The following is a 24350-nucleotide window of genomic DNA, read 5'->3' as shown; positions in this document are numbered from 1 at the left end:
GTGCTTCCGCATGCTCTACGAGCGGCTACGGACCGTACCCAACCTCGCTATACAGCGATGCTCAGATCGGACTCAATTAGGGGCCAAACCTAGATTCAACCACGTTCCGACTCGAATTAGCCTTATCGCCGTTCGGCACGGTCATCACGAAGTAGCACCACCCTGAACAAAGTACCGAGACGTCCGAACGTCAAAGGTCGAAGCCGCACCGCTTTAGCTAGTGCGGCCGTGGCGAGCCGCGCGAACCATCGACTTAAAGTGCCCTTGGGACATGTCCGCCGTCAGCTCGAAGAGATAGCCGGGTGGTTAGATGACTGAGCCTGAATTTCCCCATATCTCGCTAACTCGGGGATGCTCCGTGGGCAGACCGGGACTCAAGTAAGCCTGAGACAGTCCCGACGGCATTTGCCGCTGAAGACGTGGAATCGTGGGCGTCAGCGCTGGACGGGAACACCATCCTTACCAACTGCACACACATTCGGCTGCTCTCTCAACTGCGTGAGAGTTTGCCCTTACATGGAACTGGGGCATTTTTTATGACGATCTATAGGACTAACGAATGGAACGGTTACGGAAAACAGAACTACTACTGGAACGAATACAGGCTCGAGACTGACACGGTCGTCAAGTACAAATGCCATAGACAGAAGTTTTTCGACGGCCACGAAAACAGTTGGCAAGAAGATGAGCAGGTGGTGGAAAGGTGGGCAGTTGATGATCCGAACATGCCTGGCTGGCTCAGGCAATATCTCTGAACTAGGCCACGTCACAGGTTCACAGCAGGCCCACCGAGGAATCATGCGTGACGCTAAGGCACCGAGTTCTTTTGTTCGGCGATTGCCTGCCACCGGCTAACGTCCGCGGCCAAAGACCTCCCGCCGGCTGTTAGGCGCCGTACCTCGCCGTACGTCAAGCGCTCGGTGTTCAGTGCAGCCGCGGCGATCCGTTCGATATCCTCCCAAGAGGATGTGACCGTAGCCAATGCCACCGGCAAGGCCGCCTCCGCATAAGGTCCGGCGTTGATGTAATCGTCCGGTTCGTCGCCGGGTTCTGCTTCAGCAAACTCCCGCCGCTGGTGGAGCTGATCGACGATCCATCCGTAGATTTCCGTGTCACCGCCACGGCCGGCGTGATACATAATCGACTCAACGGCGGGGCCAGCCATAGCGGTCACAGCTCGGTCCCAGGCGTCTATTGCTTGACCTTTTCCGACAAGCTGCCAGTCAGCAGCAGACAAGTATTCGAACTCGCGCCCGATGCTGAGGTAGGCGACGGCATGACCAGCCTCATGCAGAGCGGTGGCCACTCGGTAGTCCGTGCGCGCGGCATCTAGAAGTGTCACGCGTATGCCGGCCCGGCCAACTCTGCCAGGACAGCGGCGATCATCCCGGGGTTCGTGATCCACATCAGACATTGCCTTGCCCCTTCTCAGTCCGCTGCATTCGTCATCTCCGAGCGGTCCACGACAGCCAAGGCACCCCAATGCTCACCAAGGCGGACGCCGCACCCAGCACATGTCTACGCCGGGAGGCCAAGACAGCTCCGCATGGAATGCAAGGCGCAAGCCGCAGCGCTTTCCGGCCGCCGTCGGATGGTCTATCGTCACATAGCAGGCACATTTTGGCATGACAGGGAACAGACAATGGCCGCACCTGAAGGACCTTCCGACCAGCACGAGGCCGGCGTCAGAGCGCGCGCCCGGTCTGCAGAACCTATCGCAGCGTTGTTCCGCGCCTTGGAGAGCGTGGACGGCGACGTCTCGCCCCAACTAGCCCGGTCCGTTCAGGCCACGATCAACGTGGTGAAGCAGATCGGTCGGGAGTTCGGGCTTCTCACCGAGAGTGAAGCCCAGGCCGCCCTCGGACAAGGGGACGCCACGGATCTGACAGACTTCGGGGTCCGGTATCGCGGCGAGACCTTGTACCCGGGATTCCTGTTTGAACCTTCACCCGGCCGTGAGATGCCGATGAGAGTCCGCCCTCTGTTGAAGGACTTGAAGGAGATCGCCAGCGAGTACGGCTGGGATGGCCAGGACACCATCTTTTGGATGACATCCCCGACGACGTTGTTCGCGGACCATGGCCGCCCCGTCGACCACCTTCATGAACCTACCGCAGTCATCGCCGCACTCACAGACGCAGCCGGCGGCCAATGGTGATCACGACCGGCTTGCTCGTGCGCCGAGCCACCCTTTAACTTCAACGCCACAACATAACTGTCATTATGTTGCTGATTTGGGACCTCTGTGGATCACTTTCCGCGGCGACTAAGAGCACCGCAGGACCTTGATCTCGACTTCGATCTCAACGACTAGGAAGTCGCGACGCCATCTACTCGGATGGAGGCTGCGGTCAGCGGAGCGCGCGTCCCGGTTCCCTGAAATCGGGACAGCCACTCTGGGACGTTCTCCCGCTGACCGAGAACCACAGTCGGCCTCGTAACCTGGCCGTCCCGGGAGCTCCCTGTAGCACCAGGTCTAATTCTCTGCGGTATTTGGCGTGTATTTCGCAGCGTTATGTGGCGCGGTCAGGCGCCGATGAGCAGGGTTTGGCGGACTGCTTCGACGAACTCCTTGATGCTGTTGAGCTGGTTGATGTCACGGATGCGCGTAATTTGGATGAAGAGGCGTGGGATTAGCCGGAAGTTGCCGTTCGTGATGCAGGCGACGGCAGCGATGGCTTCGGCCTCCGTGAAGTCGTGGGGTCGATTGTCAGGCCGAGTTCCCGCCAGCGGTTTGCCAGGACGAAGGTCAGTTCGTCGGTGCTGAAGGTCCGGTAGTGCAAGGAAGCAGCTCGCAACGCGGCCAAGCGCTTCCACTTGGTCGTCGCCGACATCCTCTCAGCCCGGTAGGTATCCCCTTGAGCGCCCAGGAGCGCCGCGAATTCATCCCCAATTGCCGTGTAGTGTCGCGTTAAACTTCCACCAGCCTTGTCACCAAAGGACAACATGAACGCCACGACAGCCGACCAGCCCGACACGCTCGTCCGCGTCTACCTCAAGGTCATGACGCGGGACGACCAGGGAGGCGGATACAGAGAGATCCAGCACCTCAACGGCGGCCTCACCCATGCCGAGGTCAACTCCCTGCTGGCCCGCCCTGCCCGAAAGAAACGCGCCAGTCGCGTTGCCGGAGTCTTCGCGGGCCTGGCGGCAGTGGCGGTGGCCGCATCTGCCGCCATGTCCTTTGCATCCAAATCGGCCGCCCAGCCAAGCTCGACACCGATTCTCATCCCCGCCTTCATTGCCCTGGCGGCAGCCGCCGTGGCCTTCATCAGCCACTCGATCGCCAAGAAGGAAGAACGCCGAGCCAACGCAGCAGCCGCAGCCGCCGCGCAGCCCTTCATGGCCAAGCTGCACGCCCTGGACCGGCACTTCACGCCCGTCGACCTGCTCCAGCTGGCCGACCAGCTCCACCAGCAGCGCAACGAAAGCGCCTCCCTCCAAGTCACCCCCGCCATCACCAGCGCGCACACCCAGGCCCTCATTGCGCTCGGCAAGCTCGCCCAACTCAAGCACCCCGAAGCCAACATCCAGGGCAGGCAAGCGGCGGCCGCTACCCACCTGCACCACATCCCCGAGGTCAAAGCCGCGGCGGACGCCTTCGAGCAATCCGCAGCGGACCGAACCGCAGCCCTCCACGCCGCGCAGGGATGCATCAACCAGGTCGGAAAACTCATCGCGGACGAAAAAGTCATCGGCGCGTCCCGCCAATCCAACACATGAGGGGCGGGCATGCCATGGCCGCCGTCAGCAGCTAGGGACCAGATGGTGTTGTTCCAGTCGACCCATGCGATGGTCACCCAAACACAGAGGTCGGGAGACGCCGAGTCGGATTAGGAGAAGGCGTCGGACAGGGAGTCCGGCCGGCGGAATGGCTCGGTCCGTGCGACGAGCACAGTGGGTTCACGGCGGACAGTTGCCGCGCCGACTCGGGCTGCGTCCTGATCCGCCGATGGCTTCCAAAATTCATCGGCGGATCGGGGCGTAGTACCCACAAGCCGCTCGCAGCGGCGCGGCTTAGACGGCCGTGTAGCCGCCGTCGACGAGGACGTAGGAGCCGGTCATGAAACTGGCCTTATCGGACAGAAGGAACGTGGTGACGTTCGCGATCTCCTCGGGTTGTCCCAGGCGGCCGAGCGGATGCTTTGCCTCGAGCCCATCGATGACTTCCTTCGGCGCAGCGGCCAGCAGCGGCGTGTCGATATAGCCGGGGCCGATCGCATTGATGCGGAGCCCCTGGGCCCCATATTCAGCCGCAGCGTTCTTGGTCAGACCCACGACGCCGTGCTTGGCCGCGGTGTATGCGGCGTTGCCGGGAGCGGCGACGGTGCCGTGGATCGACGCCATGTTCACGATGGCACCGTTGGCGGCGCCGGCGGCAAGGATGGCCGGAACCTGGTAGCGCATCCCGTAGAGGACCCCGCTCAAGTTGATGGAGATGACCCGGTCCCAGTCGTCAAGGTCGAGGTCTCCGACAGGAGCGTTGGCGCCGCCGATGCCTGCATTGTTGACGGCATAGTTGAGGGCACCATAGGTCGCGACCGCGAATGCGACGGCCTTCCTGCTGTCCTCGGCCACCGCCGTGTTGGCCTGGAATGGAACCGCGGTGCCGCCTGCGGCCGTGATCTCGTTGGCGACACGCGTGGCACCGTCGAGGTTGGGGCGACGACAACGATGTTGACACCATTCGTCGCCAGGTCCTTGCTGATCGCTTCCCCGAGTCCGGAGCCACCGCCGGTGACGAGCGCGGTCTTGCCTTCGAAGTTATCCATAAATACCTCCTCCTGCGCGGGATCAGTCCCGCAGATTTCCGTGGTGCGCTGGTTGAGCTACGCTCTTGGGCCAACCGGGTTCGAGGAGGAAACATTCCGCGGGTTTGCACGAACCGCCCAGATTCCTGCCAACCCCTCCGGCCTGGGCGTCCTGGTTACCCGGTGCGTCGCCGGCGCTGATGGCGTCCGCGCCTTGGGCCGCCTGTGCTCGCCCCAGGCAGGCGTGTGCGACTATTGCTTCACGCCGCCTTTGGGCGTCACTTTCATTGAGTATGGGGGAACCATGAAGGTCCATCGTTACAGCCAGGTCCGCGCCACAGTTCTGCCGGCATTGAAGTCCGGGCGATTGCTTCCGCTGCGGCGGGCGGTCGGTGCATTGGTGGTCGCGGCTGGACTTCTGCTGAGCGGCCTTGCCGTTCCGGCCGAAGCCGCCACCGTGTACAAGGCACCGCTGCGCACCGCCGTGCGCGGACTCATTGTCGCGGCAGAGGTCAACACCGGCTATGACCGGGACCGCTACTTCGGCACCTGGCGGGATACCAACCGAGATTGCCAGAACACCCGGCAGGAAGTCCTGATCCAGGAGTCCAAGGCAGCCGTGTCGTTTACCAGCCGCGGCTGCACGGCCAGCACGGGACGCTGGGTGACATCGTGGGACAACCGCGTCCACACCTCCGCATCGACGGTGCAGATCGACCACACGGTCCCGGTTCATGAAGCCTGGGGATCCGGGGCAAGGTACTGGTCCCAGGCCCGGCGCGTGGCCTACTACAACGACCTCGGTGACACCCGCACCCTCAGCGCCCAGACGTCCGCGCTCAACTCCTCAAAGCAGGCCCGTGGCCCGGAGGCGTGGATGCCGCCGACGAACCGCTGCGCCTACATCGGCCAGTGGGTGGCGGTGAAGATCCGCTGGGGCCTGCGCGTCGACAGCACAGAAAAGGCGGCACTCATCCGCTACGCGGACTCCTGCCCCAACGTCACACTCACCGTTACCCGCGCCTAAATCGTCAGATGGCCTCCGCGGTAACTCCGCGGATCACTCTGATTTTTTTGCAACAGGCCGTTGGCCCATCAACACCAACGCCGGCGGCAGGCCGGTTACAGTGGTGCCATGACGCTGGGGGACGCGGCCGTGGAGCCGCTGGTACACATCAAAGACTTCCGGATGGACTTCGGGGACACGACGGTCATCAAAGACCTCTCCTTCGATGTCCGGGCGGGGGAAACCTTCGGGTTCCTGGGCAGCAACGGGTCCGGAAAAACCACGACCCTCCGGGCGCTGCTGGGGATCTACCAGCCCACCGCCGGAACCCTGCACATCGGGGGCAAGCCCTTCGCCCCGCAGGACGGGGCCCGGCTCGGCTATTTGCCGGAGGAACGCGGCCTCTACAAGAAAGAGTCCGTCCTCGACGTCATGGTCTACTTCGGCCGGCTCAAGGGCCTCGACAAAACCCACGCCAAAATCTGGTCCCGGGACTACCTGGAAAGGGTCGACCTCGCCGATAAGGCCACGACCCGGTTGGACAAGCTCTCCGGCGGGCAGCAACAGAAAATCCAGCTCGGCGTGACCATCATGAACGACCCCGAACTGCTGATCCTGGACGAACCGACGAAGGGCTTCGACCCGGTCAACCGGCGCCTGCTCATGGACATCATCGAAGACCAAAAACTCGCCGGCGCCACCGTCATCCTGGTCACCCACCAGATGGAAGAGGTCGAACGCCTCTGCGACCGGGTGATCCTGCTCAAAGACGGAACCTCCCGCGCCTACGGCACCGTCTCCGAGGTCCAGGAACAATTCGGCGGAACCGTCCACCGGCTCACCTACACCGGGACACTGCCGCCATCGGACCTGTATGACATCGTCAGTGCCGGCGGCGGGCAGGCCGAGCTCTCCCCCCGACCCGGCGGTGACGAAACCGCCGTCCTGCGCGAGCTCATCGGCCACGGCGTGGCCGTGAAGTCCTTCACCACCGCCAGGACGTCCCTGGATGAGGTCTTCATCAAGGTCTACGGCGAAACCCACGACATGGCGGAGGCATAAAACCCCATGACACAGAAAACCTCCACACAGCTCCCCACCTCCGGCCCTGCACCGGCCACCCCGCCACCCGCGCCGAAGCGCCCCTTCGCCGGTCACAACCTCGGCACAGTCGTCGGGTTCGAATTCACCCGCACCGTGAAAAAACGCCGCTTCTGGATCGCCACCCTGGCCATCCCGGTGGTGATGGCGATCGTCTTCGCGCTCATCTACCTCAGCAACTCCTCCACCGCCGCCAGCGCCGACGCCCAGAAGACCGCGGCCCTGTCCTTCACCTACACCGACGCCTCCGGACTCATCACCCCGGCCATCGCCACCGCCATGGGCGGCCGGCAGGCCCCCGATCCGGACAAGGCGCTGCAGGACGTCAAAGACGGCGCAACCGAGGCCTACTTCGCCTACCCCGCCGACATCGCCACCCAGCCGGTCAAGGTCTACGGGCAGGACCAGGGGATCTTCGACAACGGCAAGTACGACGCCGTCGCCAAACAACTCCTCACCGCCTCAGCCCAGACCACGATCGGCTCCCCGCAACTGATGGCCGCGGCCAGCGGCGACGTCAAAACCGAATCCCAGACCTTCAAAGAAGGTCAGCCCGCCGGCGGCTTCGGCTCCGCCGTCCCGCCGCTGATGTTCCTGCTGATCTTCTACGTCTCGATCATTCTGCTCTCCAACCAGATGCTCAACAGCACCCTGGAAGAGAAAGAAAACCGGGTCACCGAAATGATCCTCACCACCCTGAACCCGACCACCCTGATCATCGGCAAGGTCATCGCCTTGTTCATGGTCGGCCTGGTCCAGATCCTGGTCTTCCTCACCCCCATCGCCGTCGGCTACGCCTTCTTCCGCGACAAACTCGCCATGCCCGACCTGGACCTGTCCACCCTGAGCTTCGAGCCCGGCACCATGGTCGTCGGGGCGCTGCTGCTGCTCGGCGGCTTCACCGTCTTCACCGGCGTCCTGGTCGCGATCGGCGCGGTCATGCCCACCGCCAAAGACGCCGGCACGATCTTCGGGCCCCTGATGGCGCTGATCTTCGTCCCCTTCTACGCCATGACACTGATCATTTCCGACCCGCATGCACCCATCGTGCAGATCTTCACTTACTTCCCGCTCTCCGCCCCCGTAACAGCCCTGCTCCGCAACGGCTTCGGAACCCTCTCGCCCGTCGAAGCAACCATCGTCATCGCCGAACTCTTCATCATCGGATTCCTCATCCTCAGACTCGCCGTGCACCTCTTCCGCTACGGATCCATCCAATACTCGAGCAAACTTTCCATCGCCGGCACGTTCCGCAAACGCAGTCCCCTCACCGGAAAATGACATCGTAGGGAAGTTACAACGAAGTCTTCTGCGAGACGCTCTCAGGCCGGGGCACCGGCGGGGTCACGACGCTGGTCACCAGCCAAGACCCGTGTTCGTTCAACCTCTTGCTTGTCCGCCATGCTCTAGGGACGCTCGGCGATTTCAGCGTCCTTAAGCCATCTCACGGATTCCTTGCCGAGACCGGCTGCCATTGCAGTCGCAGTCTCGCGCCAGGCTGTGAGTTCTGCAATGGCCAGATGGGGCTGGTCGGTGGCGAAAGACGCGCGCGCGGCCGCCAAGACAGCCTTCGCACAGGCATCCTGGTCCGTCTGGCTCAGGGCAAGCATCCAAGGGAAGCGGTCGCTCATGCGACCAGCCAGCGTTCCATCCGGACTCGCTGTGACAGCGACAAGCTGTGCCGCCAGTTCCAGCAGCGAAGCCCGTGCCTTATCTGCGCTCTCGGACATCAGCACCAGGGATTCGCCGTCACGGCGGGTGACCCGGACAGGGTGGTCCGCCGCGGCCGCAAAGACTTCAGCGGAGGCGCGGCTCAGTTCAGAAGACTGAAACGTCGTCCGGGATCTGGTTGGTGTGCTCATGCTCTCACACTAACTCGGAACATGTTCTGAAGTCTGTTCAGTCGTCTTATCGCGCGCCGTGCCGCCCGCTGCTTTGAGCGCCCACAAGATAACGGTCATTATGCTGTGGATTAACTGCGCACTCTCGGCCGAAGAAGCGGCCAGCAGCCTGGTGGGTGTTTGCACGACGATCCGCCGTTATAGAAACCTGCGCCGACAGGGTTTTGCCGGCGGGTGCCGCGGGAGGATGGGCTCGGCTCCCGCGAGCCTAACGTCGCCTCATACTCCCGGACTAGGTCCGAAGCGCCCCCTTGTGCAATGGCGGAACGCCATGCAAGAGTGCGCCCATGAATGAATCCGCTGCTAAGGTCGCGCGCAAACTCAGCACAATTCCAGTTCGTGTGTCTCGCCAAATGACCGCCACCGAGTATCAGGTTCGCGTGGCCGAGGTCCTCAACCTTTTTGACATAGAAGCAGTGGGTGACGAAACGGGTGTGCATTACGGGGGCGAGGGCGTTGCGCTGGAAGATCAGCCCCTACTCGCGGCCATTCGCGTACTCATTGGAAGGCGATTCGGCGTCCCGGATGATCTACAGTAGCCCGACAGTAGGTGTCCTTCGGATCTAGTGTCAAGTTCCCGGGTCTTGGTCCGGACGAAGGGGTGGCGTCGGTCGTTCCAGCCGTCACACCGGTCCTGAATCAAACTGCCATTTTCACTGGCCGGAGCTGTAGGGGTTCCACCAGGTTCACCCCCACTTATACGAAGTTATAGGGGGTTATAGGGTTTTTCCTATAACCCCCTATAACTCCGTATAACTTCGTGTAAGTCCGTATAAGTGGCAATAGTCGGACATGGAGTGTCTCTGGGCGGTGCTGGTTTGGTTGACGATGACTGGTTTGGATGTCCCCGTCGTACGGGCGTGGATGCTGAACAAACTGCTCAGCGTCAGAGTCACGACGTGTACGCATCAAAACATTGCCCCAAACGGTGGGCCGGACCGAGCCGCAACCGTGGCAAGATGACACGAATTATGGACAGGCAGTTGAGGCGCGCTCCTGACGCGGAATGGGTGTTGATGTACCGGCTCGGGCTGAGCCGGAAACGCATCGCTGAGCTGGTGCGCGCCGAACCCGCCACCGTCGGATACCACCTGGTCATCGCGCGCCGCCGGGACCCGGAGCTCGAGGCGGCACACCTGACCGCCGCCGGCGCCAAATCCAGACGCTCCGCTGTGAACCTTGCCAGGATGGAAGAGATCATCAGCTGGGTCACCGATGAAGGCCGGTTCCCTCGGGACCGCTCTGACGACATGCGTGAACGGTCGATGGCCCGGTGGCTCTCTTACCGCCGGCGCGAAGCCGCCGAGGGGACCCTCGACCCGGCCTACCGTGACGGTCTGGCCCAGATGCCAGGGTGGCAGGAAAACCGCAGGGAATCCGAGGACGAAGCCAGATGGCACCGACGGCTAGCCCAGCTCGTGGACTTCCGCGAGGAAGGCCACGACTGGCCCCGACACAAGAAGTGCGATTCAGAGCGGGAACACACTCTCGGCGTGTGGGTGCATGCCCAGCGGCAGAAGCACCGTCGCGGGGAGCTCGAAGCTGAAAAGGTCAAACTTCTGGACACCGCCGTTCCCGGTTGGCAGGCCGGAAGGACCAGGGGCCGCCTAACGCGGCGATAAGCATCACAGGCCGGCCCACCTACGACCGCTTCGACTGCCACCACACGCATTGAGGTGCTCCCGCCCCAGCTCGGACAGCCGCGAACTCCACGTTGAGTCCGGGATTCGCGCGGCACTACTGGGATGGAGCACAGACGGGTCACTGGGTCGCGTTACTGCCGGCGGTCACCATAGGCGTTCATGTTGCTCGGGTCCGCTGTGCAAGTCATATTCCGGTTTCAGAATCAACGCCCGGCCCTACTTCGAGACCCTATCTCACGTATCCGGTAGCTGAACTTCTGGAACTCCTCAGGCACATCTGTCGCGGCTTCGGCGCCGCGGCGAATGGCGCTGACCGACATGTCAGCTTTGTAGGTCCTGCTCAGCCACTGTTTGAAGTTATGAAGGCCCTTTCTCTTATCCAGTGACGGAATTGCCTGATCGTGTTCCCTCCGCAGATCTTCCCAGGACTTTTCGGCTTCTGGAACCATCACCTCGACAGGCAGGTACTCGATAATGTCGCGGGCACGGAAGCCGTAGGGTTCTATGCGTGAATGTACTTGGTGCTTTAGCGCCCGCCCAAGCCAATTCGTGATCCACTCGTACTCACTGCCCTGTCGCCCGCGGAATGCGCTGGTTAGGCGTGTCATGGCCAGATCTTGTTCGTTGGACTTCCATAGCTTCACTGCTTCATTCCACACCTCGTTGACTTCGTGGATCCTGATATCGTCCAATACCGCGACAAGATGTGCGTCTGTGAGGTCAAACAGAACCTGGCTCTCAATTGATCCAGGCAGATTCCTTCCTCCATGCATAGGGATAATCTTGACCCTCGCTTCGTCTAGGGCCGGTCCGCAGAAGGCGCGTAGAACGATCTCGTCGTGGACACCTTCGACTAGGAGGAATATGCGGTAAAGGCCCAGAAGGTCGGACGGAGACAGTCCCAGAACTGCAAGGGACTCCGGCCGCAAGTCGGGAACCTGTCCGACACTCGTTTTCCCCTCGGTTTTCGACACATGGACGCCCTTAGTGGCACTGGAGTTGAGAACTTCCGGAGAGTGCGTGGCGACAATGAGTTGGGGTCCAAATGCCGTTAGTGCTTCGAGGCCCCCAGACATGTGCCGCTCAGCCGCGCGATGGAGCGCCGCTTCTGGTTCGTCAATGACGGAAGCCGCGATAAGCGAGTGGAAGTCCAGTGCCCTGCGGATGGCGATTCTGGCCCATCGACGTTCAGCCCGGGAGAGTGAGGTGAGAGGCACGGCTTCGTGGCCATAGCGAACAATCCATTGCAGGGGTTTTTCAGCCAGCCACCGCGACGGGTGTGACAGCTTAAGGGTGAGAGTAGGAGCATCCTGCAGGAGAGTCGAGTAGATGGTATTAACCTCAGTTTCGAGTTCCTGAACCCAGCGACGCAGTAGTTTGTCTGTGTCTTGGCCCGCCTTTTCTTCCTCCGGCCGAGAATCGAGACGTGCCATCAGCTTCACAGCTGTAACCCGGTCTAGATCAGAGTCGTCCTCGTCATCCTCCAACTCGAATGGCATTGTCTTGGTGGAGAAGAGCTTGACCACGGGAACTGGAAGGCCGTCTCCAAGCATACGGCTGATGAACCGTCTGACGCTGTCTGCTGCGTCGGACCAAACAAAGTCCCAGGCGAACCCTGCTACTGGTTCAAAAATGCCCCATCCGACTTCCCTACCGACCTCTTCCCACTCAACTTCGATTTCGTCTTGTCTCTCCGAAAACTTTCCTTCTGTTATCTCCCCAGCTTCGAATTGCGCCTCAAGCTGCTCCTCTTTGGCTAGAAGAAGGGCCTCCCGCTCGTCCTCCTTGTTCCAAAGATTGACAAGCCGCGCCACGGCTCCCTCGATGGCCGGGGATCCTGATCCTTGCGGAGGCATGCAGAGCCAGACATCCCAAGATGACTCCTCACCACCTGCAGGAAGGATGGCTATCGAGGTCAGGGCGGCTAACTCATCGACAAACGCGGATTTTATCTCGTCCTCGCTGAGGGAGGGATCAAAGTGCCTTCCGCCCGATAGGAACCAGGAGCGGATCGCGTACCGGATAACATCAGCATCCGCGCTTTCATATTTTAACTCGTAAGAAAGATCACGAGCAGTGTCTTTGATGCTCCGCACTACCCAATCAAAAGCCACCGAACCCTTGTCAGCCTGCATGATGAGTTGAGTAATATATTTTGTTCGCCCGGCAAACGCGTTTCGCAGGCCGTTGAGAATAGAGGTTTTGCCGGCACCGTTTCTACCGTAGAAAGCTGTGAGCCCGGGACCGAATTGAACGGTCACGTCAGAAAGAGGGGGGCCGTAGAGTCGCATCCCAAGCAGGGAGGGGCGCGGTTGTAGGTGGGGAACTTGGTCCATGCAGATATTGTTGCCGCACTTTCACCGACATGCGAATCTGACCCGCAGATCGAGGGGCGCGCCCGACTGCGGTCGTGTCAGTTCCGTTCGTGTCCAGCAATAGCTCGGAGTGTAAGTTCGCGGCCACTCACCAGAGTTTCTATTAGCCTGGATTCGCGAAAGCGTACGGCGGAGCTCCCATCGCATCCCGGTTCAGTCCTTCGCGGCACGCCAGTACTGCCTGCGTCGATTAGCACCTGCGTTCGACGCCTCAGTGCGAGCTGACTCTCTGACATGTCTGCGGCCCGTCGCCAGCACCCCCTATAGCCCGCTGCTGCCCTTCCACTCCTCGGCCGTCACGCGCTTGATGCTGGCTGACTGCGCCCAGCCCAGGTGGTACGTGCCGGAAGCATCCAGCCACTCGATCAGGCCGTAGCTGTTTGACCAGGCCACCGCTTTGCCGTAGATGCTGCCGACCTGCACCAGGGGGCGCCCGTACTTGGGGAAGTCCCGGATCGGCGAGCTGTCATCCATGGGGCGGCCCTGGTCGGCGTCCAGGCGCGCCATCATCCGGTCCATGTCCTCGGGAGATCCTGACTTGATCACGGCTCAATTTTAGGGCAGATCCCTAGGCGTATAGAACATACATTCTCCACAGGGTTATGCACATGTGAACAAGTGTTCGATTTGTATGATGTGGCTGCTCAAGGATTGATCGACCATCAACTTCCGCATCATGTGCTTAGGCACATCAGCGATTCCCCCTCGTCGCCCTAGGTGCCACTGCTTAGGATGGTTGCGTCGGGCACTGTCCCGGCGGTTTGCACACTCGGGCTGCATGATGCGGCTCCGTCATCGCGGGACAAGGGGACAATCGAATGGCCGGGAAGTACGAAATTTTCGCCGACGAAGCGGGCGGTTACAGGTTTCGATTGAAGGCGTCCAACGGCGACATCGCCGTAACTTCGGAGAGCTACAAGACAAGGACCAGCCTGGACTAGGGGCTTGAGCGGTTCAGGAAGAACGCCGCCACTGACAACGTGGACGACCTGACGCAGGGATCCTGAGCACATTTAGGCTCTCCCAGAGCACCAGAGTGCCTGCCGAGGCCCGAAAGTTCTTATCGGGGTCTACCATCAGCTGAGCGCCCGGCGCGCCGTGTCGCCGTCGAGCAGGACCGTAGCGCGGGCCGGCACAAGGCCGCTGAAGAACGCGATTTCCTTCCGTGCCAACGGTCGCTGCCGCGGCGGCATCGATCGGCTCAGGGGCGGCAGCGGCACACTGCCGCGCGCCCCCCCCGGGTCCACACCCCGGGCAGCGCGGCGGCAGAACTCCTTGACACGGTGCTCACCGTGTCCACTTCCCGCTGAAGGGGCTAGCTCAGGGACTGGCGCAGCCTTTCCACGCCCGGTCCACCTTCGGGAACGAGAGCGATTAGTCCGGGATCACGGGCGAGGTGGCCCAGCATGTTAGCCAGGTGGTCGCGTTCTGCGGGCCCGTAGGCGACGCCGCGGAGGTCACCGGCTCCTACGACGGCGGCCAAGGTGAGGAAGTCGGTGATGTGCCGTTCCCGGCCGGGGTCGTCCATGATCGTCAGGGCCGCTGCCTTGCCGATCAGGGAGCCGATCAGGGTGGGCCTGTTGACGCTGCCGGCGGCTGATCCGGCGATGACGTCGACGGTTTCTGCACGGTCCAGGGCTTGCTGGCTGGCCGGGGCGGCGATGGTGGTCCCGCCGGTGACCCCACGACGGCCGTCGGCTCGCTCCCCGAGGTGCCGGGGGATGAGAACGTCCACGACGGCCTTCCCCCGCAGCCAGCGGTGCTGGTGGCCCTCCAGGGATTCGCCCGCCGATTCGAAGCCGAGCTTCACCAGCATTGCGGTGAAATCGCGGAGCATCGTCGGGTGGGCGCGGATGTCCAGGGCCATGTCGGCGTCTTTGGTCGGCCTGACGAGCGGGGCTTCGCGCTCGATGGCGTGAAGGTAGACGGCCTGGCCGCCAATCAGCACCCAGCCGTGGGACATTGCCTTGTGGATCTCGAACACCGCCTGCCAGGCTTCCTGCTGTTCGGTGAGCATGGCGGGCAGCTCAATCGGCATGGATGCCTCCAATGATTTCGCGGGCGGCTTGTTGTTCCCGGACGCCGGGACGTTCGGCAAGGTCGGCGGCGACGACCAGCGGCGGCAACTCGTCGGGGATCTCCTCCGCGACGTGAAGGAGGACGTTGGCCCGCTGGCCGGCGCGGGCCTTGACCAGGAACCAGTCCTTGATCACGGCTTCAAAGTCTTTGCGGCTGACGTACGCCTCAAGCTCCGAGTTGGAGAGCAGGCCGGAGGCGGGATGCGAGACGCCTGAGAGCTTGATGCGTTCATCTTCCCGGAGGTCGGCCAGGTCGGCGGGGCTGGAGGAGAACTCGAATTTTTCGGCCCGCTCGGCCAGCAGTGAACGGATCTTTGCCGCGGGGTCGGGAGCCTCCAACAGGGACGCGAGGTGGCGGCGCAGGCGGGACTTCTCCATAGGGTGGATGTCCGCTATGTGGCCGTCGGCGGCGTAGTTGGCGATCCGCCATGCGTTCATTCCGGACAGGGGCCGACCAGCGCGGGGCTGGTACTTGGCCACCTCGGATTCATCCACGACCCAATTATTTCCGACGCGCTCCGCTTTGATCATGCCGTGGGCGACAAGGTTGCGTGCCCGGGAAGGGGATACACCCAGGCGTTCCGCGAGTTGAGCAACACTAAGAGCCATCACACAAGTATAGCGGAGTCGCAACAGATGTGTGAGGGGACTTACGTGGGGTCTGCCGCCCCGTCGAACTTCGTTTGTACGCCACCACCGTGTAATCACCGCCGAGAAACAGCCGAATATCTGGTGGGGCCTCGAAAGTGTTGTATGCAGCCATATCGCAATGACGAGAGACAAAAACACGGGTCCATTCGTCAGTTTCAGCGGTAATGGCAGATAGATGGCGGCCAAATTGACCACTCTGATGGAGAGGTATTTCTTGGGCCCCAGCCCACCGCTCGTAGCGCTCGAAGATGTAACTGAAGGTGACAAAGGGGGCAAAGTCCTGGGCATGGGTCATCCAGAACCGCCGAACGGTCTTGTCAACCGGGAACTGACCTGTCCCAGCCGGCAGCACAATGATGCGATTGGGAGGGGCTGACACTCTCGTCGCCAAGTGAGATTTTTCCTCCACGTCTCGATCAGACCGACAGCACGGGATGAGGCTGACCTCATCCGACTGGGCGACGTACCGGAACGTCGACATGGAATAGCCGTCATCGAGAAGCGCAAGGATGCCGCCAGCCGTGATTGCGTGGACAGAGGCCGCAACGATGATGATTTGCTGAGACTCGTTCAATACCGTCGGTAGGGGGCGGCCGAAACGCTGCTCGAAGGCTCGCGCCAAGTCGATCCCCAGACCACCGTCAGCCACGAGGCGGATGATCATTTCTCTGTCCAGCTTCTTGATCGAGTGCCGATAGCCAAGAACTTGGGCAATGGTGCCGGGAAGAGCTTTCCCCAGCTTCAGCTCGACAATTGAAATGGCGCCGGTCGAGTCAATCGCAAGCAGATCTATGATTCCCACGACCATGCCCACCTGCCGGCCAATAATCAATAAGTCCTCGCCGAGAAGCCAAGGATGGGCCACCAGATAGTCCTCCAGGTCCTTCTCGGACCGGATCGGGAACCTTGGCGGTGTCCGCTCTGCCGCTACCACCGTTTTTCCGCCCCCTCGATAGGCGCCGGGCCCCGTGTGGGAGTGGAGCAATCCGTAGACAACCGGAAGACGGGCGTCCGATGTACCGCCGGCGCTCCCGAGGACCCCCGTTGATTGCAGACCGTTGCATAAAACGCGAGACAAGCGATCCGCGGAGTAGGCACTACGCACCGAGGCTCATTGCCGGCTTGGTGTCCCGGTCCAGATCGAGTTCGACGCCTAACGAGTGCCTCGGACCCTTCGAGGGTCGGCCAGTAGCGCATGTTGCTAAATCCCATGCTGCCAGTGTCCGGGTTCGACCCGCCGATGTCGCATCGGCGGTCGGTAACATCAGCGGCCCGAATTAGCGGTTACTTAGAAGCTGAATCGATTCTGGCCGTAAATCAGAATTCCTGGCAATTTAGCTACAAAGTCATATATCGACATACAGCGGAAGCTGTTCGAAGTCTCCGCCTTCGTGGTCGGACGGCCCCGCGGCTTGTGCTGCGGGGACCCCATGTGTTCGGATCCGCCGCCGGCGTCGTTTACGCAGGCGGCCGCGTGCGAGTAATGATACGTCCACATCGCGAACACCATTTGTCATATGAACCCTGCATGGAATCTGGCCGAAAATGGGCCACATTCGCCCACCTGCCGCCCACTTGTGCGCCGGCGGTCCGCAACCCGCGTGATTCCGGACATTTTCGGGCCGTATCTGGGCTAGAAATGGGCCGTCAGGGGGTGGGTATTGGCCCCGAAGCGGCCAGACACAATTCTTGCTCAATTTCGGGCCGGATCCGGCCCACATGCGGGCCGGATGTGGGCTACAACACTCTTCAGTACGCCCGGCGGCGCTGGATTCCCTGGCCAGCAGCAGCAAACAGTCCCGTCCTCGGACACTCTGTGGTGACTTCTGGTCAGTTTCTGACCAGAAACGGGCCAAGGCTTGGCCCTGACTTTGCAGCCTTCGGGTTGCATTTTTTTCGATGGCCGGCCCTCTGGCGAGGCCCATGCAGCGGTGGCCGCAACGGTCGCTGGAGCGACCTGCAGCGGAGCTGGAACGGCTGCTGGCGCATCCACTGTCACTGCGTTGCAGCGACTGGATGATGGCGTGTGAATCATTCCCTGGCGGGCCGGTGAACCCTCGGGAGCAAAGCCCCCTGACAGCTGCTGCGCAGCGCCTTCGGCACCCCGGCGGCTCCGTCTTCGTCCCTCAGACTCCACCCCCGCGGCACCTCGTATGGGACCGCTGCTCCTGCGTCACAGCGCCTGCCGGTACGAGATCAAATGAGGGCTCAACCACGCTCCTACTCCTTCGTCGCAGGCCCGTGACGCTGCTGCGCAGCACCGTTCCTACCGGGTGCCATGCACCTAAAAACCCGGTAGGAACCAAAATGCCCCCAACCCGCGGAAACTAGCGCCACTCCTCCCCTCCCTCCTACGAGTAGGAACCAAAAATGGTCGGGTAGGAACGAAGTGGTAGGCGCTACTTTCCCCTGATGTACCAGCAGAAATCCCGCCGATCTTCCGCTAAAGCTCCAGATGCGACGGACAAAGGGAAAGGGCATAAGGGGGGTTGGCACCTCGCTACGCTCGGTGGTCGGCACAGCCGACGACCCTTCGGTCGCTTCGCTCCCTCACCCTCCGCTGCGCTCCGGGCCCTCATGCGGTCGCTGCGCTCCCTTCCCCACCAACGCTGACGCGTCGTTGGGGTGCCCCTGAAGCCATCGCTGACGCGAGTGGCTCCAGCCCCCGGTGACCGCTGTCGCGGCCCCCGGACAGAGCCTCCTGCGACTTCGTCCCAGGCGTCTCTGGAGACAAGCGGAAAGACAGTGCCAATGCCTCGCGGCACGTGCCACCGGTGCCCGCCGGTCCGGGGCCTACAGGCCGGACCAATGCCGCCTACCTCGCTGCACCGTGCTCAAGCAGAAGTCTCGATATGCCTAGCGCCCGCACCTATGCAGCGAACGGGCTCCTCCGACCGGGTACATTGCCGCGCGGAGGATCACACGAAGGGCAGGCTCGGTGTGCGAAGCTGAGACTGCTCATATACGGGTGCAGGAGTCAGGGGGAGACAATGCCGACGGAGCCCAGCCATATGCGGAGGCAGATCGATGTCGTGCTGAATGGCACGCGGATCCCCATCGATGAGGCGGTGTTCACCGTACTGCTCGAGAACTCCGTGGCTGCCAACTACAGCGACTACAAGAAGGCACTCGAGTCCTCCTCGATCACGTTCGACTCCCTGGTCGCTCTCGCGCGGACGGGCGATATTCCGTACGTGCTCTTCTTCGCCCCGCGGCCGATGGCCGAGGCCCAGGTCAAATCCAAGACCGAGAAGCTGCTGGCCGGGGTTACCAAGGAGATTTTCGCGGTGAACTCCCGCGACCGAGTGCACCTCCGGGACATCGAGCTGATCGTGAAGGACCTCCTGCGCAAGCAGGAGCTGTTGAAGAAGAACGACAGCACCCTGATTCGAAACAGGATCGTGGGACTGCTATCCAGGCCCGGCAGGACCCCCGAGGAGGACGCGGCCAAGCTGATGGAGGCGCTCGGGCTCTCCCACGGTGCAATCCGGGTGGCCCGCTCGAAGGCTGACGCACTCGAAGTGGTGACCGCTCGCCTCGAAGCAAACCAGATCCTCGTCTCTCGCGGCGTCCCCAACGCCATGCCGCAGAACCTCACCAAGCTGAAGGGGAACTTCAGCGGCATGGCCATCAGAGACGCCAAGGTGCCCTATATCTTTCTCGCAGGCGGTAATCGAGGGGACAGCCAGGAGCCCGCCGGCCGGATGCTCTTCACACTCGTCCTCATGGCCGTGCTGGTGGCAAAGAAGAAATTCATGCCGGTCACTTACGACGGCTCCAGCGCCGGGACCGACATCGGACCGGAGTACGACATCGTCGGTGCCATCCTCATGCCTGCCGAGACGCTGCGCGGTTTGTCTCTCGGAGTTCTGGACGATGTGAAGGCTGCAGCCGAAGTCCTTCAGGTCACCCCCAGCGCGATCACGGTGCGGGCGATGCGGCTTGGGATGATCTCGCCTGCAGCCGCTGACGACCACCTACAGGAGCTGCGGCGGGAGTTTTCGCAACGCCCGAAGTCCCAAGCCCGGTCGCTGGCCACGGTGAAAGCTGTGCGCAGGTACAACGGGCGCGAGTTCTCCCGGCGCATGCTCGATGTCCTCGACGCCGGACGCATCTCCCGTGGCGAGTTCTGCCGCGTCGTTTGCCTCCGCCGTATCCGACCACACCAGATCAATGCCTTCCGTGAGGCCGTGCAGTGAGCAGCTACGGCGATATATATGTCATCGACAACAACGCCTTGACCTTCCTCGGACCGGCCCACCGTGCCGGCACGTTCTTCAAGCAGCACTGCCGGATTCCCAGCGAGGTTCTCCACGAAGCCGAAGGCTTTCCTGATATCGAGGAGCTGAGACAGCTGGAGTACCGAACCACGCCGAACGTCCTCGCAGCTCTCGTCGAAGTAATGGCCTCAGTGCCGCCCGAGGATAGAAAGCTCGTCGACCTCTACGCCAACCTTGGCAACGCCGATCCCCTTGTCGTCGCCTGCGCGCTGAACGGCCAGCAGAGGGATGATGAGGGCGCGCTGTTCTCATTGACTTGGACCGTAGTCTCGGGCGACAAGGCGGTGCAGGCCACGGCGCGTCGGTTCGGACTTCCGGTGCTGACCAACGAGGAGTTCCTTGTCCTTCTGAAGGACGGGTGATATCCCGGTGACAACCCGCTCACCTCATGGCCGGCACAGGCCATGGGAGCCCGGCTGCGTGAATGCCGTCGTGGGCAGCGAGGCCAAGCCTGCGTTGTGTCCAGTGCTATCTGCGCCCCCGGCACTAGCCATACGGTCACGCTCTTAGGCGCACTCCGTCTGCTCGAGCGGGCAGCCGGCGTCCTCACTGTGGAGCCGCGAGCCCTCGAACGGGCCATACGGTTGCGTGAAAGCCCCTCCACACCTTGGGGCCACCGTGGGAAAGATGTAGCTTTTGTACGGCCAGCACATCCGCTCGGTGATCGGCGGAACATTTGCTTGGCACGAACAGGCCGGAGACACTGCCACAGGAACTCAGACCTTCGGAACGACCTCGACCGTTTCTGCCACGGCCTCCCAGCTCGTAACGCGGCGGCCTTTGCCGACGGGGCAGATTGCGACGGTCATCAGAAACTCAACGATTGAACGTTTACGAGCGAGGGTCGCGGCGTTCCACCAGGCGCGCACGTCCTCAACACCGATCAGTTCGGCTAAAGGACTCCGGCTCACAGCGCTGGCGATTTCCGAGTCGACGGTCCTCAGCTGCTCTTCAATGTTGTCGAGTCGGTCCTGGGCGTCTGCCAGCCGTGCCGGGTTGTCGTCGATGAGCAAGAAGACGTTTTTCCGACTCGCTCGGAGGGCATCGCGGCGTGTGTGCAGCGCAGCGATGTCCGCCTTATCCTGCTCAGGACTCAGCAGGGTCGCAGCGTCAGGCTCCGACAAACGTGCGATGCACAGATTGGCGACAAGCTCGTCGATGAGGTCCCCGTTCCGCATGAAATGGCCGTTGACGCAGCGATAGGCGTGGTAGCGCTGCCTGGGAGCCGTGCCAGAGCCGTCCTTGCGGGCCGATGGATGCGTTTCCCCACGTGCTGAACGAACGGGCTCGCGGCACGCGGAGCACACGGCGAGACCGGAGAGGAGCCATTTGCGAGCCGTGCCGCGGTGGTTAGGTTTGACCCCGACGAGGCGGTCGCGAGTGGCGACCAATTGCTCCTGTTCCACAATTGCCTCCCAGGCGCCAGGGGTGCAGGCCTGAAGATCTATTTTTGCCAGATCATGCGTCCCAATGGGTTGCGCTGGCGGCAACACGGCCGCGTAGAACGGGTTCATGAGAATGCGGCGCACTGTGGCAGAGCGCCACGGAGCGCCTTTCCGTGTGGTCCTGCCGGCGTCGTTGAGGTCTCTGGCGATCTGTCCGAGCGACGCGCCGACAAGGAACTCGGCGAAAATCCGGCGGACGTCAGCGGCCTCGACTTCGTCTACGACGTAGCGCGTGCCCGTCGGGCCACGGTCGGCGGCGGATAGCCAGCGGTACCCGTGGGGCGTCATTCCGGCGGTCGGGTGCCCCTCCTTCCGCCGCTCGGCGGCGTAGCGGGCCGCGCGCGCCGCCTTGATCTTAACCTCGCGCTCGGCGAGGAGGACGAGCTGTTTGAGCATGAACGCGTCGATCTCGGTGTCGATGCCCTCACGGATTACGACCACACGGATGGCCCGGCGCGGCGGAGTTACATCGAGGACGTCGGTGAGACTTCGGGTAAGCCGGGAGGTTTCGGTGACCAGCAAGACGTCGAACGTGCCGGCGTCGAACTCCCGCAACATCCTCACCCAGTCCGTTTTCGGGCCACGGGCCGCAGAGGCGCCCGTGTCGTTGTCCCGGAACTCAGCAACCAACAGCCATCCCCGCCGCGCAGCCTCGGCACGGCAATCGTCGAGCTGTTGGGTGATGCCCGCATCGACATCCTCCGACTGCCGGGCATATATGGCGACGCGGGGGCGGGGTGTGACTGCATGAGACATACCGATGAGAATAGCAACAAGTACGCCTTAGGGATCGCACGGTGGCCAGGGTTGCGATGGCATATTCAGCGGTAGCCATTCCCGCCTGCGCGGCCGGCGGCCCTGTGCGGCCCCGCGGTTGAACGGGAACAACCGAGCTGGCGCCGGGGTAGATCTCATAGACCTCCGCAACGCCGCCCTCCCCTGCTTCGATGCGACGTGCAGCGGGAGTGTCCTGATTTGTTGACATCTGCTTTCCTTCCACGGGACACCGGCGTGATCGCCGGCTGATTCGACTCTCCCGGCTTGCACGTCGCGCCATAAGCCCCGATGGCAGCTAAGTGGAAAACGTGCCCGAAGATGCCGTTGTGGCGGCCTGTGGAGGAGAAGTGTCTGGCCCTTTCCGGTCGGCCAACGGCCGCCAAACGCAAAGCCCTGGTCCGCCGGCGTTTCGCCCGGGCCAGGACAGGGCTGAACCCGAGGGGCTGCGGTCCGCACTGCGACGACAGCCCCTCGGGTTCAGTTGGTGCGGGTCACCCGCGTTCCTAAGGCAGGAAGTATCCCGCGAGGTCGGCGATGAGGTGTGAGGATCCGGAGGACCGGTTGAACAACGTCACCTTTCCGTCTGAGCCGACGGGGACCGAGACCAGGTTCGGCACAGTCTGTCCGGCGGAGAAGTTCAGGTTGGACGCGTCCGGACGGGTGGAACCGGAGGGGTAGGCGGTGATGTAGCCGATGGACTGGGGCGACACGACCGTCAGGTTGAAGACAGCCGCCAGGACGCTCGAGGGGATGCCGTTGGCGCCGGCAATCTGGAAGGACACCGTGGAGTCCGGGCGAACAGCCGTTGCGTTTCGGGTGTCGAGGATCCTGGATGGACCCGTGGCCTTGAACGCACCGGTTGCTGACGGCGTGCCGCCGAGGTAGTAGCCGGCAACGTCTGCGATCAGGTGCGAACGTCCGAACGAACGATTGAGCAGTGTGACTTTTCCGTCTGGACCGATGGGGACCGTGACCAGGTTCGGCACTGTCTGTCCGGCGTTGAAGTTGAGGTTAGACGCGTCCGGACGCGCCGAGCCCGAAGCATAGGCCGTAATGTAGCCGATCCTTGTTGGCTCGGTCACTGTGAGGTTGAAGACCACAGCAGCGGCAGATGCCGGTATGCCGTTGGTCCCCGCAACCTGCAGGGACACGGTGGAATCCCCTGCAAGCGCCGTCGTGGACCGGGTGTCCAGCAGCCGCTTTGGCGCGAGGCTTTGGAAGGCACCCGGCGTCGCTGGCGTCCCCGTGACGTAGTAGCCGGTGACATCGGCGATGAGGTGGGTTGTGCCGGAGGATCTGTTGAACAGCGCCACTTTTCCGTCCGCACCCACCTTGACCGTTACCAGGTTGGGCACGTTTTGGTTGGCACGGAAGTTCACATTGGATGCATCCGGCTTTGTTGTCCCGGAGGGGTAGGCGGTGATGTAACCAATGGATTTTGCTTCAGTGACGGTCAGGTTGAAGACGACCGCCGCGACATTTGCCGGGATCCCATTAGCCCCTGCAACCTGGAAGGAGACGGCCTTATCGGCACCCACGGGCACCGTTTTCCGGGTGTCGAGGAACCGTTGTGGGGCAATCGGGGCAAACGTTCCGGGCAGCTGGGCGGCCGCCTTTCCGGCCTTGATAACGACGTCGTCAATGAAGCTGTCGCCTGCCTGCCGCCGGTGTTCGGCACCGAGTTGCATCTTGGTGACCGCGGTAAAGCCCGTGGCGATCTGCTTGCTGGAATACAGGAGTTTGCCGTCGAAGATCACCTCGACCGTGGAGGAGGCCCCATTTGCGACGACGTGCGTGACGATATGGTGCCAGGTGCCGAGGGGGACATTGACTTTCATCGGGGTGTAGCGGAGGGTTCCGTCGGGCGCCGCGACCCGCAGCCACATCGGGCCGACGCCGCCGTTGGATCGGTAGACGTCTATGAACCGGGTAGTCCCGTTGAAGAAGCGGAAGTACGGGACGTTGTTGCCGGCGACGCCCTCTTTGGTGATGTTGAACCAGCCGTCGGCGTAGACCTCATTGTTTCCGGCAGGAAGTGGTGCGGAAAAATTGGCCACCGACCCGGCATCCGTGGTGACGTGAACAAAGGCTGAGCAGCGGCCCGAGTGCTGCTGTGCCGAGGAGACATCGGCAGTGCCTGTCCCCGCGGTGAATGCGGCGGCGAAGCCTGCAGTGGTGAGGCTTCCGGACTCGAAGTTCGTGGCAATCACCGTTGTGCCAGGGTATTGGTTGGTCGGTTGGGGTGCTCCCGGCTGACAGGTCGGTACGGCGGCGGACGCCGGACTGGCACCGACCGCCAAACCGGTCAACACTAGTAGGTTGAGCGCTGCAATCACGCCCGC

At 62.4% G+C, this 24350-nt stretch carries 20 protein-coding genes and 2 pseudogenes; 10 read left to right on the top strand and 12 right to left on the bottom strand.

Annotation, left to right across the window (positions count from 1 at the left end; translation table 11 throughout):
• Positions 1 to 808: 808 nt before the first annotated feature.
• Positions 809 to 1306 carry a hypothetical protein gene (locus AC1DFR_RS04975; RefSeq protein WP_476872864.1) on the bottom strand — a complete coding sequence of 166 codons (498 nt, stop codon included), beginning with the start codon at positions 1304 to 1306 and terminating at the stop codon, positions 809 to 811.
• 336 nt (positions 1307 to 1642) lie between these two features.
• Between AC1DFR_RS04975 and AC1DFR_RS04970 the strand changes: the two genes are divergently transcribed.
• Complete coding sequence (locus tag AC1DFR_RS04970) at positions 1643 to 2158, top strand: hypothetical protein (protein ID WP_476872863.1); 516 nt, start codon at positions 1643 to 1645, stop codon at positions 2156 to 2158.
• Between the two features lie 368 nt (positions 2159 to 2526).
• Here the strand turns inward: AC1DFR_RS04970 and AC1DFR_RS04965 are convergent, their stop codons facing one another.
• Positions 2527 to 2817 carry a hypothetical protein gene (locus AC1DFR_RS04965; RefSeq protein WP_476872862.1) on the bottom strand — a complete coding sequence of 97 codons (291 nt, stop codon included), beginning with the start codon at positions 2815 to 2817 and terminating at the stop codon, positions 2527 to 2529.
• A 129-nt stretch (positions 2818 to 2946) separates the two neighbouring features.
• Here AC1DFR_RS04965 and AC1DFR_RS04960 point away from each other — a divergent pair, with 129 nt between their 5' ends.
• On the top strand, positions 2947 to 3723 hold the full coding sequence (locus AC1DFR_RS04960) for a hypothetical protein (protein ID WP_476872861.1): 777 nt from the start codon (positions 2947 to 2949) through the stop codon (positions 3721 to 3723).
• A 294-nt stretch (positions 3724 to 4017) separates the two neighbouring features.
• Here the strand turns inward: AC1DFR_RS04960 and AC1DFR_RS04955 are convergent.
• A pseudogene (locus AC1DFR_RS04955) lies at positions 4018 to 4772 on the bottom strand (SDR family NAD(P)-dependent oxidoreductase).
• Positions 4773 to 4824: 52 nt separating this feature from the next.
• Between AC1DFR_RS04955 and AC1DFR_RS04950 the strand changes: the two are divergent.
• The 3 genes from AC1DFR_RS04950 (at position 4825) to AC1DFR_RS04940 (ending at position 8139) form a co-directional block, all read left to right on the top strand.
• Positions 4825 to 5778 carry an HNH endonuclease family protein gene (locus AC1DFR_RS04950; RefSeq protein WP_476872860.1) on the top strand — a complete coding sequence of 318 codons (954 nt, stop codon included), beginning with the start codon at positions 4825 to 4827 and terminating at the stop codon, positions 5776 to 5778.
• 108 nt (positions 5779 to 5886) lie between these two features.
• Positions 5887 to 6819 carry an ABC transporter ATP-binding protein gene (locus tag AC1DFR_RS04945; RefSeq protein WP_476872859.1) on the top strand — a complete coding sequence of 311 codons (933 nt, stop codon included), beginning with the start codon at positions 5887 to 5889 and terminating at the stop codon, positions 6817 to 6819.
• A gap of 6 nt (positions 6820 to 6825) precedes the next feature.
• Entirely contained in the window at positions 6826 to 8139 is a 1314-nt protein-coding gene (locus tag AC1DFR_RS04940) for an ABC transporter permease (RefSeq protein ID WP_476872858.1), read from the top strand.
• A gap of 125 nt (positions 8140 to 8264) precedes the next feature.
• On the opposite strand, the gene AC1DFR_RS04935 is transcribed toward AC1DFR_RS04940, so the two are convergent.
• Positions 8265 to 8720 carry a prevent-host-death protein gene (locus AC1DFR_RS04935; protein WP_476872857.1) on the bottom strand — a complete coding sequence of 152 codons (456 nt, stop codon included), beginning with the start codon at positions 8718 to 8720 and terminating at the stop codon, positions 8265 to 8267.
• A 326-nt stretch (positions 8721 to 9046) separates the two neighbouring features.
• Between AC1DFR_RS04935 and AC1DFR_RS04930 the strand changes: the two genes are divergently transcribed.
• Positions 9047 to 9298, top strand: a complete 252-nt coding sequence (locus tag AC1DFR_RS04930) for a hypothetical protein (RefSeq protein WP_476872856.1) — start codon at positions 9047 to 9049, stop codon at positions 9296 to 9298.
• Positions 9299 to 9718: 420 nt separating this feature from the next.
• Positions 9719 to 10381 carry a helicase associated domain-containing protein gene (locus tag AC1DFR_RS04925; RefSeq protein ID WP_476872855.1) on the top strand — a complete coding sequence of 221 codons (663 nt, stop codon included), beginning with the start codon at positions 9719 to 9721 and terminating at the stop codon, positions 10379 to 10381.
• Between the two features lie 224 nt (positions 10382 to 10605).
• Here the strand turns inward: AC1DFR_RS04925 and AC1DFR_RS04920 are convergent, their stop codons facing one another.
• Both AC1DFR_RS04920 and AC1DFR_RS04915 read right to left on the bottom strand, forming a co-directional pair.
• On the bottom strand, positions 10606 to 12738 hold the full coding sequence (locus AC1DFR_RS04920) for an AAA family ATPase (RefSeq protein WP_476872854.1): 2133 nt from the start codon (positions 12736 to 12738) through the stop codon (positions 10606 to 10608).
• A 300-nt stretch (positions 12739 to 13038) separates the two neighbouring features.
• Positions 13039 to 13323 (bottom strand): hypothetical protein, encoded by a 285-nt coding sequence (locus tag AC1DFR_RS04915; protein WP_476872853.1) that lies wholly within the window; start codon positions 13321 to 13323, stop codon positions 13039 to 13041.
• Positions 13324 to 13595: 272 nt separating this feature from the next.
• On the opposite strand from AC1DFR_RS04915, the gene AC1DFR_RS04910 reads away from it, so the two are divergent.
• Positions 13596 to 13718, top strand: a complete 123-nt coding sequence (locus tag AC1DFR_RS04910) for a YegP family protein (protein WP_476872852.1) — start codon at positions 13596 to 13598, stop codon at positions 13716 to 13718.
• 374 nt (positions 13719 to 14092) lie between these two features.
• Here AC1DFR_RS04910 and AC1DFR_RS04905 read toward each other — a convergent pair whose 3' ends face one another.
• From AC1DFR_RS04905 to AC1DFR_RS04890, 4 genes and pseudogenes are all read right to left on the bottom strand, one after another.
• Complete coding sequence (locus AC1DFR_RS04905) at positions 14093 to 14815, bottom strand: hypothetical protein (protein ID WP_476872851.1); 723 nt, start codon at positions 14813 to 14815, stop codon at positions 14093 to 14095.
• On the bottom strand, positions 14805 to 15350 hold the full coding sequence (locus AC1DFR_RS04900; protein WP_476873033.1) for a hypothetical protein: 546 nt from the start codon (positions 15348 to 15350) through the stop codon (positions 14805 to 14807). Before AC1DFR_RS04900 ends, AC1DFR_RS04905 begins: the two co-directional genes overlap by 11 nt.
• Before the next feature lie 33 nt (positions 15351 to 15383).
• Positions 15384 to 15464: pseudogene (locus AC1DFR_RS04895) on the bottom strand (hypothetical protein); the annotation flags it as partial.
• On the bottom strand, positions 15454 to 16440 hold the full coding sequence (locus tag AC1DFR_RS04890; RefSeq protein WP_476872850.1) for an endonuclease NucS domain-containing protein: 987 nt from the start codon (positions 16438 to 16440) through the stop codon (positions 15454 to 15456). The gene AC1DFR_RS04890 and the pseudogene AC1DFR_RS04895, both read right to left, overlap by 11 nt.
• Positions 16441 to 18517: 2077 nt before the next feature.
• Between AC1DFR_RS04890 and AC1DFR_RS04885 the strand changes: the two genes are divergently transcribed.
• Both AC1DFR_RS04885 and AC1DFR_RS04880 read left to right on the top strand, forming a co-directional pair.
• Complete coding sequence (locus tag AC1DFR_RS04885; protein ID WP_476872849.1) at positions 18518 to 19705, top strand: hypothetical protein; 1188 nt, start codon at positions 18518 to 18520, stop codon at positions 19703 to 19705.
• On the top strand, positions 19702 to 20148 hold the full coding sequence (locus tag AC1DFR_RS04880; RefSeq protein WP_476872848.1) for a hypothetical protein: 447 nt from the start codon (positions 19702 to 19704) through the stop codon (positions 20146 to 20148). The genes AC1DFR_RS04885 and AC1DFR_RS04880 overlap by 4 nt, the downstream gene beginning before the upstream one ends.
• Before the next feature lie 354 nt (positions 20149 to 20502).
• Here AC1DFR_RS04880 and AC1DFR_RS04875 read toward each other — a convergent pair whose 3' ends face one another.
• Together AC1DFR_RS04875 and AC1DFR_RS04870 are read right to left on the bottom strand one after the other, a co-directional pair.
• On the bottom strand, positions 20503 to 21987 hold the full coding sequence (locus tag AC1DFR_RS04875) for a recombinase family protein (protein ID WP_476872847.1): 1485 nt from the start codon (positions 21985 to 21987) through the stop codon (positions 20503 to 20505).
• Positions 21988 to 22511: 524 nt separating this feature from the next.
• Positions 22512 to 24218 carry a hypothetical protein gene (locus tag AC1DFR_RS04870; protein WP_476855526.1) on the bottom strand — a complete coding sequence of 569 codons (1707 nt, stop codon included), beginning with the start codon at positions 24216 to 24218 and terminating at the stop codon, positions 22512 to 22514.
• Positions 24219 to 24350 lie beyond the last annotated feature (132 nt).

The sequence above is a fragment of the Arthrobacter sp. 05T410 genome (assembly GCF_056396505.1).
This window is presented reverse-complemented; position numbering and strand designations above follow the sequence as displayed.

Excerpts from the sequence above, each read along its gene's own strand:
- AC1DFR_RS04930 (WP_476872856.1), top strand. The coding sequence starts at position 9,047 with ATGAATGAATCCGCTGCTAAGGTCGCGCGCAAACTCAGCACAATTCCA.
- AC1DFR_RS04920 (WP_476872854.1), bottom strand. The coding sequence starts at position 12,738 with ATGGACCAAGTTCCCCACCTACAACCGCGCCCCTCCCTGCTTGGGATG.
- AC1DFR_RS04940 (WP_476872858.1), top strand. The coding sequence starts at position 6,826 with ATGACACAGAAAACCTCCACACAGCTCCCCACCTCCGGCCCTGCACCG.
- AC1DFR_RS04960 (WP_476872861.1), top strand. The coding sequence starts at position 2,947 with ATGAACGCCACGACAGCCGACCAGCCCGACACGCTCGTCCGCGTCTAC.
- AC1DFR_RS04885 (WP_476872849.1), top strand. The coding sequence starts at position 18,518 with ATGCGGAGGCAGATCGATGTCGTGCTGAATGGCACGCGGATCCCCATC.
- AC1DFR_RS04970 (WP_476872863.1), top strand. The coding sequence starts at position 1,643 with ATGGCCGCACCTGAAGGACCTTCCGACCAGCACGAGGCCGGCGTCAGA.
- AC1DFR_RS04875 (WP_476872847.1), bottom strand. The coding sequence starts at position 21,987 with ATGTCTCATGCAGTCACACCCCGCCCCCGCGTCGCCATATATGCCCGG.
- AC1DFR_RS04935 (WP_476872857.1), bottom strand. The coding sequence starts at position 8,720 with ATGAGCACACCAACCAGATCCCGGACGACGTTTCAGTCTTCTGAACTG.
- AC1DFR_RS04905 (WP_476872851.1), bottom strand. The coding sequence starts at position 14,815 with ATGCCGATTGAGCTGCCCGCCATGCTCACCGAACAGCAGGAAGCCTGG.
- AC1DFR_RS04925 (WP_476872855.1), top strand. The coding sequence starts at position 9,719 with ATGACACGAATTATGGACAGGCAGTTGAGGCGCGCTCCTGACGCGGAA.
- AC1DFR_RS04945 (WP_476872859.1), top strand. The coding sequence starts at position 5,887 with ATGACGCTGGGGGACGCGGCCGTGGAGCCGCTGGTACACATCAAAGAC.
- AC1DFR_RS04910 (WP_476872852.1), top strand. The coding sequence starts at position 13,596 with ATGGCCGGGAAGTACGAAATTTTCGCCGACGAAGCGGGCGGTTACAGG.